Source organism: Haloactinopolyspora sp. (assembly GCF_027324685.1).
Classification (GTDB): Bacteria; Actinomycetota; Actinomycetes; order Jiangellales; family Jiangellaceae; genus Haloactinopolyspora.
The window spans coordinates 1-14,897 of record NZ_DAHVSH010000071.1 but is presented as its reverse complement, the minus strand read 5'-3'; the positions used below and the strand labels follow the sequence as shown (position 1 = coordinate 14,897).

13 protein-coding genes are annotated in these 14,897 nt (G+C 70.4%); 11 read left to right on the top strand and 2 right to left on the bottom strand.

Features of this window, described 5'->3' with window-relative positions:
* Positions 1–94 precede the first annotated feature (94 nt).
* The 3 genes from pheS to M6444_RS08000 are packed head-to-tail and all read left to right on the top strand — an operon-like array spanning position 95 to position 4,562.
* A complete protein-coding gene (gene pheS, locus M6444_RS08010) occupies positions 95–1,213 on the top strand; it encodes a phenylalanine--tRNA ligase subunit alpha (RefSeq protein ID WP_298325294.1) in 1,119 nt (372 codons plus the stop codon).
* Entirely contained in the window at positions 1,213–3,750 is a 2,538-nt protein-coding gene (gene pheT, locus M6444_RS08005) for a phenylalanine--tRNA ligase subunit beta (protein WP_298325292.1), read from the top strand. The genes pheS and pheT overlap by 1 nt, the downstream gene beginning before the upstream one ends.
* Entirely contained in the window at positions 3,750–4,562 is an 813-nt protein-coding gene (locus M6444_RS08000) for an SDR family oxidoreductase (protein ID WP_298325290.1), read from the top strand. The genes pheT and M6444_RS08000 overlap by 1 nt, the downstream gene beginning before the upstream one ends.
* Positions 4,563–4,824: 262 nt before the next feature.
* Here M6444_RS08000 and M6444_RS07995 read toward each other — a convergent pair whose 3' ends face one another.
* Positions 4,825–6,003 (bottom strand): MFS transporter, encoded by a 1,179-nt coding sequence (locus M6444_RS07995; RefSeq protein ID WP_298325287.1) that lies wholly within the window; start codon positions 6,001–6,003, stop codon positions 4,825–4,827.
* Positions 6,004–6,092: 89 nt separating this feature from the next.
* Positions 6,093–7,040: a phosphotransferase gene (locus tag M6444_RS07990; protein WP_298325284.1), complete on the bottom strand. Its 948-nt coding sequence runs from the start codon at positions 7,038–7,040 to the stop codon at positions 6,093–6,095.
* Positions 7,041–7,148: 108 nt separating this feature from the next.
* On the opposite strand from M6444_RS07990, the gene argC reads away from it, so the two are divergent.
* From argC to argH, 8 genes are all read left to right on the top strand, one after another.
* Complete coding sequence (argC, locus tag M6444_RS07985) at positions 7,149–8,195, top strand: N-acetyl-gamma-glutamyl-phosphate reductase (RefSeq protein ID WP_363326280.1); 1,047 nt, start codon at positions 7,149–7,151, stop codon at positions 8,193–8,195.
* Positions 8,192–8,587, top strand: a complete 396-nt coding sequence (locus tag M6444_RS07980) for an ACT domain-containing protein (protein WP_298325278.1) — start codon at positions 8,192–8,194, stop codon at positions 8,585–8,587. Before argC ends, M6444_RS07980 begins: the two co-directional genes overlap by 4 nt.
* 34 nt (positions 8,588–8,621) lie before the next feature.
* Positions 8,622–9,779 carry a bifunctional glutamate N-acetyltransferase/amino-acid acetyltransferase ArgJ gene (argJ, locus tag M6444_RS07975; RefSeq protein ID WP_298325276.1) on the top strand — a complete coding sequence of 386 codons (1,158 nt, stop codon included), beginning with the start codon at positions 8,622–8,624 and terminating at the stop codon, positions 9,777–9,779.
* Positions 9,776–10,711, top strand: a complete 936-nt coding sequence (argB, locus tag M6444_RS07970) for an acetylglutamate kinase (RefSeq protein WP_298325274.1) — start codon at positions 9,776–9,778, stop codon at positions 10,709–10,711. Before argJ ends, argB begins: the two co-directional genes overlap by 4 nt.
* Positions 10,712–10,821: 110 nt before the next feature.
* A complete protein-coding gene (locus M6444_RS07965; protein ID WP_363326282.1) occupies positions 10,822–11,997 on the top strand; it encodes an acetylornithine transaminase in 1,176 nt (391 codons plus the stop codon).
* A complete protein-coding gene (gene argF, locus M6444_RS07960; protein ID WP_363326281.1) occupies positions 11,997–12,938 on the top strand; it encodes an ornithine carbamoyltransferase in 942 nt (313 codons plus the stop codon). The genes M6444_RS07965 and argF overlap by 1 nt, the downstream gene beginning before the upstream one ends.
* Before the next feature lies 1 nt (position 12,939).
* Positions 12,940–13,458: an arginine repressor gene (locus M6444_RS07955; protein ID WP_298325268.1), complete on the top strand. Its 519-nt coding sequence runs from the start codon at positions 12,940–12,942 to the stop codon at positions 13,456–13,458.
* 65 nt (positions 13,459–13,523) lie between these two features.
* Positions 13,524–14,897 (top strand): argininosuccinate lyase (argH, locus tag M6444_RS07950; RefSeq protein WP_298325266.1); only part of this gene is annotated, 1,374 nt, incomplete at its 3' end.

Sequence of the window (14,897 nt, the reverse complement as noted above, 5' to 3'; positions counted from 1 at the left end):
CCCGTGGGCGACGAGCCGGGGGAGCGCCGTAGACTCGCGGGGTTGTTCCTGAACCCGTACCCGGCGGGTGAGATATAGGTGAGTTGCGAGGAAGATGTCCGCGCCGAACAGCGATTTCGATCCGGTCCGAACGAGTAGTCTGCACCCGGACGAGCTGGCTCGCATGGTGCGCGAGGCCCTGGCGGCCATCGCGGCCGCGACCGATCTCGACGAACTGAAAGCAGCCCGGCTCGCCCATGCCGGCGACCGCTCGCCGCTGGCCCTGGCCAACCGCGAGATCGGCGCGCTTCCCCCACAGGCGCGCAAGGACGCAGGGCAGCGCGTCGGCGCGGCGCGGCGCGAGGTCGCCGAAGCCATCGCCAAGCGGCAAGAGGCCCTCGAAGCCGAGCGCGACGCGCGGGTGTTGGTCGAGGAAGCCGTCGACGTCACGCTGCCGTGGGACCGTGCGCCGGTCGGCGCGCGGCATCCACTGACCACGATCCAGGAGCGGGTCGGTGACGTGTTCGTCGCCATGGGCTGGGAGGTCGCCGAAGGCCCGGAGGCCGAGGCGGAGTGGTTGAACTTCGACGCGTTGAACATCGGCCCGGACCACCCCGCCCGGACGATGCAGGACACGTTCTTCATCGACAGCGACGGGCCCGAACCGTCCGGACTGGTGCTGCGCACCCATACATCGCCGGTGCAGGCGCGCACCATGCTCGACCGGTCACCGCCGATCTACATCGTCTGTCCAGGGCGCACCTTCCGCACCGACGAGCTCGATGCCACCCACACGCCGGTGTTCAGCCAAGTCGAGGGCCTCGCCGTCGACGAAGGGCTCACCATGGCGCACCTGAAGGGCACGCTCGATCACTTCGCCGAGGCGATGTTCGGTGCCGGGATGACGACGAGGCTGCGTCCGTCGTACTTCCCGTTCACCGAGCCCAGCGCCGAGATGGATCTGCTGTGCTTCGTCTGTCGCGGCGATTCGGTCGGCAACCCGGATCGTCCGTGCCGGACCTGCAGTTCCGAAGGCTGGATCGAGTGGGGCGGCTGCGGCATGGTCAATCCCCGCGTGCTGATCGCATGCGGCGTGGACCCGCAGCGCTACACCGGGTTCGCGTTCGGTATGGGCCTCGAGCGCACGCTGATGTTCCGGCACGGCATCGAGGACATGCGCGACATGGTCGAAGGCGACGTCAGGTTCGCTGCTGCGTTCGGGATGGAGATCTGATGCGCGTCCCCATGTCCTGGCTGCGCGAGTACGCCGACCTCGCGCCCGACGTCACCGGCCGTGAGGCCGCCGCGCGGCTGATCCGTGCCGGGTTGGAGGTCGAGACGGTCGACGAGGCCGGCGCCGACGTGACCGGTCCGGTCGTCGTCGGGCGGGTGCTCGACTTCACCGAGGAGACCCACTCCAACGGCAAGACCGTGCGCTGGTGCTCGGTCGACGTCGGCCCCGAGCACAACGCCGATCGCACCGACGAGGGCGTCTCCGCCCCCTCGCGAGGGATCGTGTGCGGCGCGCTGAACTTCGCTGTCGGCGACCTCGTCATCGTCTCGCTTCCGGGGGCGGTGTTGCCCGGCGGCTTCGCGATCTCGGCGCGTAAGACCTACGGGCACGTGTCCGACGGCATGATCTGCTCGGCCCGAGAGTTGGGCCTGGGCGATGACCACACCGGCATTCTCGTACTCGAGCCCGGCGCCGGCGAGCCCGGCGACGACGCCGCAGCGGTGCTGCACTTGCGCGACGACGTGCTCGACATCGCCGTGACACCCGACCGCGGGTACTGCCTGTCCATCCGCGGGGTCGCCCGCGAGGCCGCGACGGCGTTCGGTGTGGCTTTCCGCGATCCGGCCGGTGCTGAGGCGGGCGAGGCCGCCGAGCCGTCCACCAGCGGTTACCCCGTGCGTGTCGACGACCCGCACCGCTGCCCGGTCTTCGTCGCCCGCACGGTGACGGGATTCGACCCCACAGCGCCGAGCCCGCGGTGGCTGCAGCGGCGGGTCCAGCTGGCCGGCATGCGGCCGATCTCCCTGGCCGTCGACGTCACGAACTACGTCATGCTCGAGCTCGGGCAGCCGATCCACGGTTACGACGCCGAGGCCTTGTCCGGCCCGATCGTGGTGCGGCGCGCCGAGGAGGGCGAGAAGCTCACCACGCTCGACGGGGTCGTGCGCACCCTCGATGCCGACGACCTGCTGATCACCGACGACTCCGGTCCGATCGGTCTGGCCGGGGTCATGGGCGGGGGCACCACCGAACTCAGCGACACCACCACGTCGGTGGTCATCGAGGCGGCACACTTCGAGGCCACCGGCATCGCACGCACCGCGCGGCGGCACAAGCTGCCCAGCGAAGCGTCCAAGCGGTTCGAGCGGGGCGTCGATCCTGCGCTGCCGATGGCCGCCGCCCGGCGTGTGGCCGAGTTGCTGGTCGAGCTCGGCGGCGCGACGGCACAGCCGGGTGTCACGGTCACCGGGCGCCCGCCACGGGCCGAGCCGATCGAGATCGACGTCGCCCTGCCCGGGCGCATCGCCGGGGTCGACTACTCCGTCGACGCTGTGACCGGCGCGCTGACGGCGGTCGGCGCCCAGGTGCAGACCGTGGACGCCGAGCGGATCAGCGTGGTCGCACCGACCTGGCGCCCGGACCTCACCGACCCGTTCGACCTCGTGGAGGAGGTGGCGCGGCTCAACGGCTACGACGCCATCCCGTCGGTGCTGCCCGCCGCGCCCGCGGGCCGGGGCATCACTCCGGCGCAGCGACTACGGCGGCGGATCGAGCGCGCCGTGGCCTCGGCGGGCTACATCGAAGCCCCGGCCTATCCCTTCGTGGGCGAGTCCGACTTCGACGCCCTCGGGCTGCCGGCCGACGATGCTCGCCGGCAGGCGCTGCGACTGGCGAATCCGATCTCCGAGGAACAGCCGCTGCTGCGTACCACCCTGCTGCCCGGACTGCTCGCGACGTTGCGTCGCAACGTGAGCCGGGGAGCACCCGATGTGGCGGTGTTCGAGTCCGGCCTCGTCTTCCGGCCGGAGCCAGGCGTGCGGCCGGCGGCGCCGAGGTTGCCGGTCGACCGGCGGCCCACGGACGCCGAACTGGCCGAACTCGAGGCCGCCATTCCGGCGCAGCCGCATCGTCTCGCCGTGGCGCTGTGCGGCGACCGTGAACCCCAGGGCTGGTGGGGCCCGGCGCGGCCGGTCGTCTGGGCCGATGCCGTGGAGGCCGGGCGCGTGGTGGCGCGGGCCGCCGGCGTGGAGGTGCAGGTCCGAAGTGATGACCACGCGCCGTGGCATCCGGGCCGCTGCGCTGCATTGTTCGTCGGCGACCTGCTCGTTGGCCACGCAGGCGAGCTGCATCCGCGCGTCGTGGCCGCCTTGGGCCTGCCGCCGCGCACCGTGGCGATGGAGATGGATCTCGACCTGTTGGGCAGTGTCGCCCGCGGCGTGGACGAGCCGGTCCCGGCGCCGTCGGTGTCCACGTACCCGGTGGCCACCCAGGACGTCGCGCTCGTCGTCGACGCCGCGGTGCCGGCCGCCGAGGTCGAAGCGGCGCTGCGCGCCGGCGCCGGTGAGCTGCTCGAGTCGGTGCGGCTGTTCGACGTGTACACCGGCGCCCAGATCGGGGAGGGACGGCGGTCGCTGGCGTACGCGCTGCGGTTCCGCGCACCCGATCGCACGTTGACCGCAGAAGAGGCGTCGGCAGCGCGAGACGCGGCGGTCGCGGCAGCGGCCGAGCGTACCGGCGCGGTCCTGCGGGGTAGTTGATGCCTCAGCCGGCCGGGCACACGGCTCTGATCACCGGCGCCAGCCGCGGCATCGGCCGAGAACTGGCGATCGGCCTGGCCCAGCGCGGCGTGAGCGTGGGCTTGCTGGCCCGTGATCAGCAACGGCTCGACGCCGTAGTCGCGCAATGCCGGAGCCACGACGTCGTGGCGGTCGGCGTCAGCGCCGACGTGACCGACCGCGACGACGTGGCCCGCGCCGTCGACGCCGTCGTCGGCAGTCTCGACCGCATCGACTTGCTGGTGAACAACGCCGGCGTGATCGAGCCGGTGGAGCGGGCCTTCCTCGACACCGACGTCGAGGACACCTGGCGGGTGGTCGAGGTGAACGTGCGCGGACCCGTCCTGGTCAGTCATGCCGTTCTCCCGGTGATGCTGGCCGGTGGCGGCGGACGCATCGTGAACATCAACAGCGGATCGGGGTACAAGGCGACGCAGGCCTACACGGGGTACGGCATCAGCAAGGGCGCCCTGGCGCGACTGACCACCCTGATCGACGCGCAGTACCGTGACGAGGGCATTTACGCCTTCGACGTGGCGCCGGGGCACGTGCGTACCGAGATGACCACCGCGATGCCGATGCACGAGGGGCGCACGACGTGGACGCCGCCCGAGGCGGTGGTCGAGATGGTGGCGGCGATCAGTGCCGGCCGCCTCGACGAGCTGGCCGGGCGGTACGTTCGGGCGGGCACCGACACCGTCGAGTCTCTGCTCGACAAGCGCACCGAGATCGTGGATGGGGGAGCGCGGGTCCTGGGGCTGATCCCGTACGGCCCCGACGACCCCCTCCCTTGAGCCTCGATGCTTTCAAATGATCATGTTCACTAGGTATTCGCCTGGTCCACCACCCGTGCACGCCTGTTGATGCAGCAGAAGTCCTAGGGGTGCACCGCGTGCGGGGCGTCAGCGGCCCCGAGCGCCCCCGGTGCCGCCCAGCGCGGTGCTCGGACCGCACGATCGCCGCGTGCGGCGGGGTGGTGTCGAGCACCACGAGGCTTCGTGCTGCACCACGAGGCGTGTATGGGTGGTGCGGCAGGGAATCACCAAGTGAACATGATCATTTGGACCCACGAGGTAGGTGGTCTTCGACGGATTGCGGACGCGCGATCAAGAAGCCGGCGACGATCATCGCGAGGGCGACGACGATCATCATCATGATGGGCACGGTCCAGCCGCCGCTCAGGTCGTGCAAGAGCCCGAAGACGAACGGTCCCAGGGTCGCCGAGACGTATCCGCCGCTCTGCCCGAACGCCGACAGCGCGGTCAGGCCGGAGATGGTGCGCGCTCGCAACGTCACCATCAGCAACGACAAGGCGAAAGCGCCGCCGCCTGCTCCGATGAACGCCGGCCAGACCCACAAGCCCTGCGCGGGCCACATGAGCAGCCCCACATAGCCGACGACGTAGCTGATGGCCAGGGAGCCGACCAGGAGCGGCAACCGGGACTGTCGGCGCGCGAGGATCGGCATGAGCGCGGCGACTGGTATGCCGGCCACGACGAACACCGCCACGGCGCTTCCTGCAGCGGGCAAGTCCACGCCGGCGTCGACCAGGATCTGCGACAACCAACCGGTCACGACGTAGGCCTGCATCGACTGAGTCCCGAAGAACATCGCCATCGACCATGCGACCGGATTGCGCAGCAGTGCGCGCAGCCGGATCCGCGGACCCCCGTGAACCTGCTGCTCACCGGCGTTGACCCGGTCGGTGACGATCAAGGCGATCCAGGGGATGAGCGCGGCGCAGGCCAGGATCGCCCAGCTCCCTACTCCGGCGCGCCAGCCGCCGTCGAGTCCGTTCCCGATCGGCACCGTCAGGCCCGAGGCCGCGGCGGCGCCGACGAGCATGCAGGTCGTGTACAGCGACGTGACGGCCGCGACCCGGCGGGGGAAGTGAATGCGAACCAGCCCCGGCAGCAAGATGTTGCCCATCGCCATGCCGGCCAGGGCCACGACGCTGCCGAGGAAGACCGCGACGACGCCCGGGAAGACGACCCGCGCCAACTGGCCGGCCACCATGACCACCAACGCCGCGACCACGGTGCGGTGCGCGCCGAGACGCGAACCCACCGCGGGGGCGGTGAGCCCGAAGATCACGAAGCACAGCCCGGGTAGCCCGTTGAGGACGCCGGCTGCCGTGGCCGACAGGCCGAGATCGGCCCGGACCTCGGGTATCACGGCACCCATGGCGTTGGCGGCCGGTCGCAGGTTGAGCCCGATCATGACGATGGCGGTCAACGCCAAGATCTGATGACGACGGTGTGCGGGTGTAATCCTCCGGGCAGCCGTCACCCCAGCAGCCTACGTGGGCGACGCAGGCCGCCCGATCAACCCCAGTCGAGCCGGCGGCGCAGCCAAGCCAGCGTGGTCCGGTGTTGAGCGCGTTGGAATTCGCGAAGCGTCGGTAGGCCCGGCGGAGCCGGCCGGCGGCAGGCCAGGGCGAAGAACCCGGCCATGCCTGCGACGAATCCGGTGATGACGGCGGGCTCGACGGTGGCGAGCAGCGGATGCCGGTCGACGATGGGCTCAGGATCGTGACCGTGGAAGACGGCGTTCTTGACGAGCATCAGCGAGTCGATCCACGGTGCGCCCGCGAAGGCCCACGGCCAGTCGACGAACCACACGCGGTCGCCGTCGAGCAGGATGTTGTCCGCGCGCAGGTCGAAGTGGACGAGCGTGTTGCCGTCGACGTGGTCCAGCGCTGCCTCGCCGAGCTCGGCCAGATCGGGCAGGTGCCGTTGCTCCCACGGGTCGAGGTCGTCCGGCGCCTGTTCAAGCAGCTGCCGGTACCCGTGCAGGAACTCCTTCGCGATCGATTCGCGCGCGTTCGGCGCACCGGAGATCGGGCACGGCGTGAGCGTGCGGGACAGTTCGGTGACGGCGGTGAGGACACGATCGAGCTCGTCGCGGCGCCACGGTTCCGCCGGCATCCGGCCATCGATCTCGTCGAAGATCAGCGCGACCCAGACGCCGTCGTCGTAGGTCGCACGCAACCGGGGAACCGGCGCTCTGCGCGGCAGTTGCGCCGTGATCCGCGCTTCGGCGCGGTGAATGTCGGGGGATCGGTCGTTCAGCTCGGTCCCGACGGCCTTGACGAACGCCCGGCTGCCGTCGGCGCAGGTGACCCGTGCCGCGACGCCGGGGGAGAAGCCGCCGGACTGATTCGTCGCACGCACGACCGGTGCGCCCAGGCGCTGTTCGATAGCGTCCTGGACGTGGGCGGGCAGCCGGTCCCACGGAAGACGGCTCCCGGCCGCCGGGGGTGGCGTGGACATGGGCATCATCGTGCCCGCGCGGCGCACGAGGCGCATCGGTTTTTTCGGCGCCTGAGCCGGGGCACACAGATCTATGGTTTGCATGAACTTTCTGTGAGCGACATAATCATGCCTATGGGTGTGACAGCGGCCGTCGCAGGCGCGAGCGGATATGCCGGTGGCGAAGTTCTACGACTGCTCCTCGCGCATCCCGACGTCGAGGTGGGCACGGTCACGGCTCACACGAACGCCGGTGCGCGGGTGATCGAGCAGCACCCCCATCTGGTGGAGTTGGCCGACCGGGTCTTCGAACCGACCACCGCCGCAGCGCTGGCCGGCCACGACGTCGTCGTGCTGGCGCTGCCGCACGGTGCATCCGGACCGATCGCGGCACAGTTGCCCGACGATGTACTCGTCCTCGACTGCGGCGCGGACCACCGTCTGATCGACGCCGACGCCTGGACGGCGTTCTACGGCAGCGAACACGCGGGGTCGTGGCCCTACGGCCTGCCGGAGTTGATCCGCGCCGACGGCACCCGCCAGCGGGAGGCTCTGCGAAACGCGCGTCGCGTCGCCGTGCCCGGATGCAACGTCACCGCGGTCAGCTTGGCCCTCGCGCCAGGGCTGGCGGCCGGTGTCGTGGCGCCCGACGACATCGTGGCAGTGCTGGCCTGCGGGCCATCCGGCGCTGGCAAGTCGTTGAAGCCGCACCTGCTGGCCAGTGAGATCCTCGGTGCCGCCAGCCCGTACGCCGTCGGCGGTGTGCACCGTCACATCCCCGAGATCGAGCAGAATCTCGCCGCTGCCGCAGGCGCACCGGTCAGCCTGTCGTTCACGCCGACCCTCGTCCCGATGAGCCGGGGGATCCTGGCCACCGTCACCGCCAAACTGACCGGCGAGGCCGCCACGGCGCGAGAGGCATGGCTGCACGCGTACGCCGACGAGCCGTTCGTGCACCTGCTGGCCGAGGGGCAATGGCCGACCACCGCCGCCGTCCTCGGCGCCAACACCGCGCACGTCCAGGTCGCGGTGGACGAGCGTGCCGGGCGAGTGGTCGCGGTGGTCGCGATCGACAACTTGACCAAAGGCACCGCGGGCGCGGCCGTGCAGTCGGCCAACATCGCGCTGGGGCTGTCCGAGACGCGGGGACTGTCGACCTCAGGGGTGGCTCCGTGAGCGCTCGCACGCTGCACGAGCATCCAGGCGACCTCGCCGTGTGCCGGTTGCCGGCCGGGGCCGAAGCGCCGGATTGGGCCACCACCCATCCCGCACCGATCGTCTCGCTCACCTACACCGCGGACGAGACGAGCCTCGTCTGCGCGGCGAGTGCCGTGCCCAGCGGTGTGCCGCACGAGGGACCGTTCACGTCCTTCTCCGTCGCCGGTCCGCTCGACTTCACGCTGACCGGAGTCCTCGCGGGGCTGCTGCAGCCGCTGGCCGAGGCCGAGATCAGCGTGTTCACCCTCTCGACTCACGACACCGACTGGATCCTCGTCCCCGCCGGCCGCAGCGGAGCGGCGAAGGAAGCACTGCGACGACGCGGCCACGTCGTCGTCGATCAGTCGTAGGATCCGCCGAGCTCACAGTGGGGAGCGAATCATCATGTCCGTCACCGCAGCCGCGGGGTTCCGGGCCGCGGGTGTCACCGCCGGCCTCAAACCCAGCGGCAAACCCGATGTCGCGCTCGTCGTCAACGACGGGCCTCGCCGCGACGCCGCCGCGGTGTTCACGTCCAACCGCTGCAAGGCGAACCCGGTGCTGTGGAGCGAACGGACCATCGCCGACGGCCAGCTGTCAGCGGTCGTGCTGAACTCCGGGGGCGCCAATTGCTACAACGGCCCCGAGGGCTTCCAGACCACGCATGCCAGCGCCGAGCTGGTCGCCGAGCTCGTCGGCGGCGCCGCGTTCGACGTCGCTGTGTGCTCGACGGGGCTGATCGGCCAACCACTGGATCGAGGTCTGCTGGAGGCCGGTATCAAGGCCGCGGCCGAACAGTTGTCGGCGACAGGCGGCGCGGTGGCGGCCGAGGCCATCATGACCACCGACACCGTGGCCAAGGAGGCGGTGGCCACCGGCGACGGCTGGGTGGTCGGCGGCATGGCCAAGGGGGCCGGCATGCTCGCACCGGCGTTGGCCACGATGCTCGTGGTGATCACCACCGACGCGGTCGCCGACGCGGCCGATCTGGACGCGGCGCTGCGTGCGGCGACCGCGGTGAGCTTCGACCGGCTCGACACCGACGGGTGCATGTCCACCAACGACACCGTGATCCTGATGGCCAGCGGCACGTCCGGCGTGACGGCCGGCCGAGACGAGCTCACCGCAGCGGTGACGACGGTCTGCGACGACCTGGCGCGGCAGCTGTGGACCGACGCCGAGGGCTCGCACCACGACATCGAGATCGTCGTCCGGGGCGCTGCCGACGAGGCGGACGCGTTGGCGGTCGGGCGTGCCGTGGCCCGCAGCAACCTGTTCAAGGCCGCTGTGTTCGGTGGCGATCCGAACTGGGGCCGGGTGTTGGCGGCGGTCGGCACGACGTCGGCCACGTTCGAACCGGACGCGATCGACATCGCGATGAACGGTGTGGAGGTCTGCCGTGGTGGCGGTACCCGCCACGGTGAGCCGGCGACGGCGGTCGACTTGTCGGGGCGGCACGTGCTCGTCGAGATCGACCTCGGCGCGGGCCGGCACGAAGCGACCATCCGGACCAGCGACCTCACCCACGACTACGTACACGAGAACTCGGCGTATTCGACATGACCGCGACGACCGATCCAGCCAACGCGCTGGCCAAAGCAGGCGTACTCGTCGAAGCGCTGCCGTGGTTGAAGAGATTTCACGGCAAGATCGTCGTCGTCAAGTACGGCGGCAACGCGATGGTCGACGACGAACTCAAGCAGGCCTTCGCCGACGACATCGTGTTCCTTCGCCTGGCCGGCATCATGCCTGTGGTCGTTCACGGCGGCGGTCCGCAGATCTCGGCGATGCTCGACCGGCTCGGCATCGCCAGCGAGTTCCGCGGCGGGTTGCGCGTCACCACGCCGGAGGCGATGGACGTGGTCCGGATGGTGCTCGTCGGGCAGGTTGGACGCGAGATCGTCGGGATCATGAACTCGCACGGCCCGTTCGCGGTCGGTCTGTCCGGCGAGGACGCGGGACTGTTCACCGCTCGGCGACAGGCGGCGATCGTCGACGGCGAATCGGTGGACATCGGCCTCGTGGGTGATGTCGCCGAGGTGAACGCCGATGCGGTCCGCGACCTGATCGAGGCCGGCCGGATCCCGGTCGTCTCGTCGGTGGCGCCGGACCCCGAGGGCGTGGTGCACAACGTCAACGCCGATACTGCGGCCGCGGCCCTGGCCGTCCAGCTGGGCGCGGAGAAGCTCGTCGTGCTCACCGACGTGGAGGGGCTGTACCGGAACTGGACGCCGGACGGGTCCGAGCCCGCGGAGATCGTCAAGGAGATCACCGCCAGCGAGTTGACCGCCCTGCTGCCGTCACTGGCCGCCGGCATGGTCCCGAAGATGCAGGCGTGCCTGCGTGCCGTCGACGGCGGGGTGCCCGAGGCAACGGTGATCGACGGACGCGTGCCCAACTCGCTGTTGCTCGAGGTCTTCACTGACGAAGGCGTCGGCACCATGGTGGTCCCGGACGCGCGATCAGCAGATATCCCGACAACGGACGGAGCGTGATCGGCGACATGGTGTCTGGCGACATGGTGTCTGACGGCATGGTTTCTGACGGCATGGTGGATCAGGTGCCCGGGCTGGCTGCGCCGGCGGAGGACAGCGGCCACGTGTGGATGCAGCGCTACAGCGACGCGGTGATGAACACCTTCGGCTCGCCGCAACGGGTCCTGGTCCGCGGCGAGGGATGTTACGTGTGGGACGTCGACGGCCGGCGCTACCTCGATCTGCTCGGGGGCTTGGCGGTCAATGCACTCGGGCATGCCCATCCGCTGCTGGTCTCGGCGATCACCGCTCAGGCGGACACGTTGGGGCACATCTCGAACTTCTTCGCCAGCGTGCCGCAGGTGTCGCTGGCTGAGCGGTTGCTCGAGCTTCTGGACGTCGGCGAGCCGGGCCGGGTGTTCTTCACCAATTCCGGTACCGAAGCGAACGAAGCGGCGTTCAAGATCGCCCGCCGGACCGGCCGGAGGAAGATGGTCGCAGCCCAGGGCGGGTTTCATGGGCGCACGATGGGCGCGCTGGCGCTCACCGGGAAGCCGGCGATCACTGAACCGTTCGAGCCGCTGCCCGGCGACGTCGTGCATGTGCCGTACGGCGACGTCGACGCGCTGGAACGCAACGTCGACGACGACACCGCCGCGGTGGTGCTCGAACCGATCCAGGGGGAGGCCGGGGTTGTGCCGGCACCGCCCGGCTATCTCGCCGCGGCCCGCGAGATCACCTCGAGAACCGGGACGCTGCTGGTCATCGACGAGATCCAGACCGGTGTCGCCCGTACCGGCGACTGGTTCGGCTACCACGCCGAGGGCATCGTGCCCGACGTGGTCACGGTGGCCAAGGGGCTGGCCGGCGGGATGCCGATCGGAGCCTGTATCGCCATCGGGGCGGCAGCAGAGCTGCTCGGGCCGGGATCGCACGGCACGACGTTCGGCGGCAATCCACTCGCGGCGGCCGCCGGACTGGCGGTGCTGCACGTGATCGAACGCGACGATCTGATCACCCACGTACGAACGGTGGGCGCACACCTTCGCGCCGCAGTCCTGAACCTCGGGCACCCACTGGTCCACGGCGTACGGGGACGCGGCCTCCTGCTAGGCCTCCAACTGGCCGAGCCGTGCGCGAAGGGCGTCGCCACGGCGGCGCTGCAGGCCGGTTTCATCGTCAACGCCGTGGCGCCCGACACGATCCGGCTGGCACCGCCGCTGATCCTGACCACCGAGCAGGCCGACGAGTTCGTCTCGGCGCTGCCCGCCGTGCTCGATGCGGCCGCGAACGACGTGGAGGCATGATGGTCCGGCATTTCCTGCGCGACGACGATCTCTCGCCGGCCGAGCAGCGCGACGTTCTCGATCTCGCGGACATGTTGAAGGCCGACCGCTATGCCCGGCGCCCGCTGGCCGGCCCGCAGGCGGTCGCGGTGATCTTCGACAAGCACTCCACCCGCACCCGAGTGTCCTTCAGTGTCGGCGTGGCCGAACTCGGCGGGTATCCACTGGTCATCGATGCGCAGACGTCGCAGATGGGCCGTGGAGAACCCATCGGCGACACCGCGCGAGTCCTCGATCGGCAGTGCGCGGCCATCGTGTGGCGTACGTTCGAGCAGTCCCGCCTGGAGGAGATGGCCGCTACAGCACGGGTTCCCGTGGTGAACGCGCTGACCGATCGGTTTCACCCGTGCCAGCTGCTGGCCGACCTGCAGACCGTCCGCGAGCGCCTCGGCGGCCTGGCCGGGGTCACGCTGACGTACGCCGGGGACGGCGCCAACAACATGGCGCACTCCTATCTGCTGGCCGGTGCCGTCGCCGGGATGCACGTGCGGGTCGCGTCACCGGGCGCCTATGCCCCGCACGACGACATCATGAGCAGCGCTGCGAAGATCGCCGCGACCACGGGCGGCTCGGTGGCGCACGTCACCGATCCCGGTGACGCGTTCGCCGGTGCTGACGTGCTGGCCACCGACACCTGGGTCTCGATGGGCCAAGAGGACGAGCAGGCCAGTCGCGAGGCGCCGTTCGTTCCGTTCGCCCTGACCACGGCAGCCCTCGACGCTGCGGCGCCCGGGGCGATCGTGCTGCACTGCCTGCCGGCTTATCGCGGTAAAGAGATCGCCGCCGAGGTCATCGACGGACCGGCCAGCGCGGTGTGGGACGAGGCGGAGAATCGCCTGCATGCACAGAAGGCGCTGCTGACGTGGCTGCTGGAGGCATCCTCGCCCGGGGAGGAGGACTGAGATGACCCAGCCGAGCACCCGCACCGCCCGGCACCAGCGCATCGCGGAGATCTTGGCCACCACACCGGTACGGTCGCAGACCGAGTTGGCCCAGCTGCTCGCTGACAGCGGGCTCGAAGTCACTCAGGGCACGTTGTCCCGCGATCTCGACGAACTCGGCGCGGTGCGCATCCGCAACGCGCAGGGCTGGCTGGTCTACGCGCTGCCCGGCGAGGGCGGGGACACCACCCCGCGCGCTGCCGAGGCCGGCGCCGTCGACGCGCGGCTGGTCCGGGTGTGCGAAGAGATCCTGGTGTCGGCGCGAGAGTCGGCGAACCTGGTGGTCCTGCGCACTCCGCCGGGAGCTGCTCAGTACCTGGCCTCGGCGATCGATCACGCCGCCCGCGCGGACATCCTGGGCACCATCGCCGGTGACGACACCGTCCTGGTGATCACCACCGATCCCGACGGCGGCAAGCGCGTCGCCACATGGTTCCTCGGCCTCGCCGAAGGACACACGGCACAGCAAGACTCCGCCTGATCATCGGCGAACCGCCGCGGTCGGCGTCGTTCGATGATCTCGCAGAGTCCAGACAGAGGAGGAACATGTCCGACACCGGCCTGTGGGGCGGGCGCTTCGACGGCGGACCGTCGGCGGCGCTGGCAGCGCTGTCCAAATCAACCCAGTTCGACTGGCGGCTGGCGCCCTACGACATCGCCGGTTCCCAAGCCCATGCCGAGGTTCTGCACCGGGCCGGGTTGCTCTCCGACGACGAGCTGCGGGCCATGCTGGCCGCACTCGACACGCTGGCCGCCGACGTCGCCTCGGGTGCGTTCCAGCCGGCCGAGGCGGACGAGGACGTGCACACCGCACTGGAGCGCGGGCTGATCGAACGGGCCGGAGCCGAACTGGGCGGCAAGCTGCGGGCCGGGCGCTCGCGCAACGACCAGGTGGCCACGCAGTTCCGCATGTACCTGCGCTCGGCGGCGCGGGAGATCGCGGCTGACGTTCTGGACCTGGTCGAGGCGCTGGCCGGCCACGCCGATCAGCACCTCGGCGTGGCCATGCCCGGGCGGACCCATCTGCAGCACGCCCAGCCGGTCCTGCTGTCTCATCACCTGCTCGCGCACGCGTGGGCGCTGTTGCGCGACGTCGACCGGCTGCGGGACTGGGACCGGCGGGCCGACGAGTCGCCGTACGGATCTGGTGCGCTGGCCGGGTCATCGCTGGGGTTGGACCCGGAGTACGTCGCGGCCACGTTGGGATTCTCGTCGGCCGTGGCGAACTCGATCGACGGGACCGCGGCGCGCGATTTCGTGGCCGAGGCGGCCTTTGTTCTGGCGATGATCGGTGTGGATGTCTCCCGGCTGGCCGAGGAGGTGATCATCTGGGCGACGAAGGAGTTCTCCTTCGTCGAGCTCGACGACGCCTGGGCCACCGGCTCGTCGATCATGCCGCAGAAGAAGAACCCCGACGTGGCCGAGCTCGCCCGGGGCAAGGCCGGCCGGCTCGTGGGCAACCTGGCCGGCCTGCTGACCACCCTCAAGGCGTTGCCGTTGGCCTACAACCGTGATCTGCAGGAGGACAAGGAACCGGTCTTCGACTCCGTCGACTCGCTGACTGTCTTGTTGCCGGCGTTCACCGGGATGGTCACCACCCTGCGGTTCGACACTGCCCGCCTCGAGGAGCTCGCTCCGCAGGGATTCTCGCTGGCCACCGACGTCGCCGAGTGGCTCGTCCGGCAAGGCGTGCCGTTCCGCTCAGCACACGAGATCGCCGGTGCGGCGGTGCGAGTGTGCGAACGACGCGGCATCGAGCTCAGCGAGCTGTCCGACGACGATCTGGCGGCCGTGTCGCCGCAGCTGACCCCGGCCGTGCGTCAGGTGCTGTCGGTGCCGGGAGCACTGGCCTCCCGCGCGGCCAAGGGCGGCACGGCACCGGATCGCGTCCGCGAACAACTGGGCTCGGTGCGCGAGCGC

Coding starts and splice junctions, on each gene's coding strand:
- argF (WP_363326281.1), top strand. CDS start 11,997: ATGGTCCGGCATTTCCTGCGCGACGACGATCTCTCGCCGGCCGAGCAG.
- pheS (WP_298325294.1), top strand. CDS start 95: ATGTCCGCGCCGAACAGCGATTTCGATCCGGTCCGAACGAGTAGTCTG.
- argC (WP_363326280.1), top strand. CDS start 7,149: ATGCCTATGGGTGTGACAGCGGCCGTCGCAGGCGCGAGCGGATATGCC.
- M6444_RS07990 (WP_298325284.1), bottom strand. CDS start 7,040: ATGTCCACGCCACCCCCGGCGGCCGGGAGCCGTCTTCCGTGGGACCGG.
- M6444_RS07965 (WP_363326282.1), top strand. CDS start 10,822: ATGCAGCGCTACAGCGACGCGGTGATGAACACCTTCGGCTCGCCGCAA.
- argJ (WP_298325276.1), top strand. CDS start 8,622: ATGTCCGTCACCGCAGCCGCGGGGTTCCGGGCCGCGGGTGTCACCGCC.
- pheT (WP_298325292.1), top strand. CDS start 1,213: ATGCGCGTCCCCATGTCCTGGCTGCGCGAGTACGCCGACCTCGCGCCC.
- argB (WP_298325274.1), top strand. CDS start 9,776: ATGACCGCGACGACCGATCCAGCCAACGCGCTGGCCAAAGCAGGCGTA.
- M6444_RS08000 (WP_298325290.1), top strand. CDS start 3,750: ATGCCTCAGCCGGCCGGGCACACGGCTCTGATCACCGGCGCCAGCCGC.
- M6444_RS07955 (WP_298325268.1), top strand. CDS start 12,940: ATGACCCAGCCGAGCACCCGCACCGCCCGGCACCAGCGCATCGCGGAG.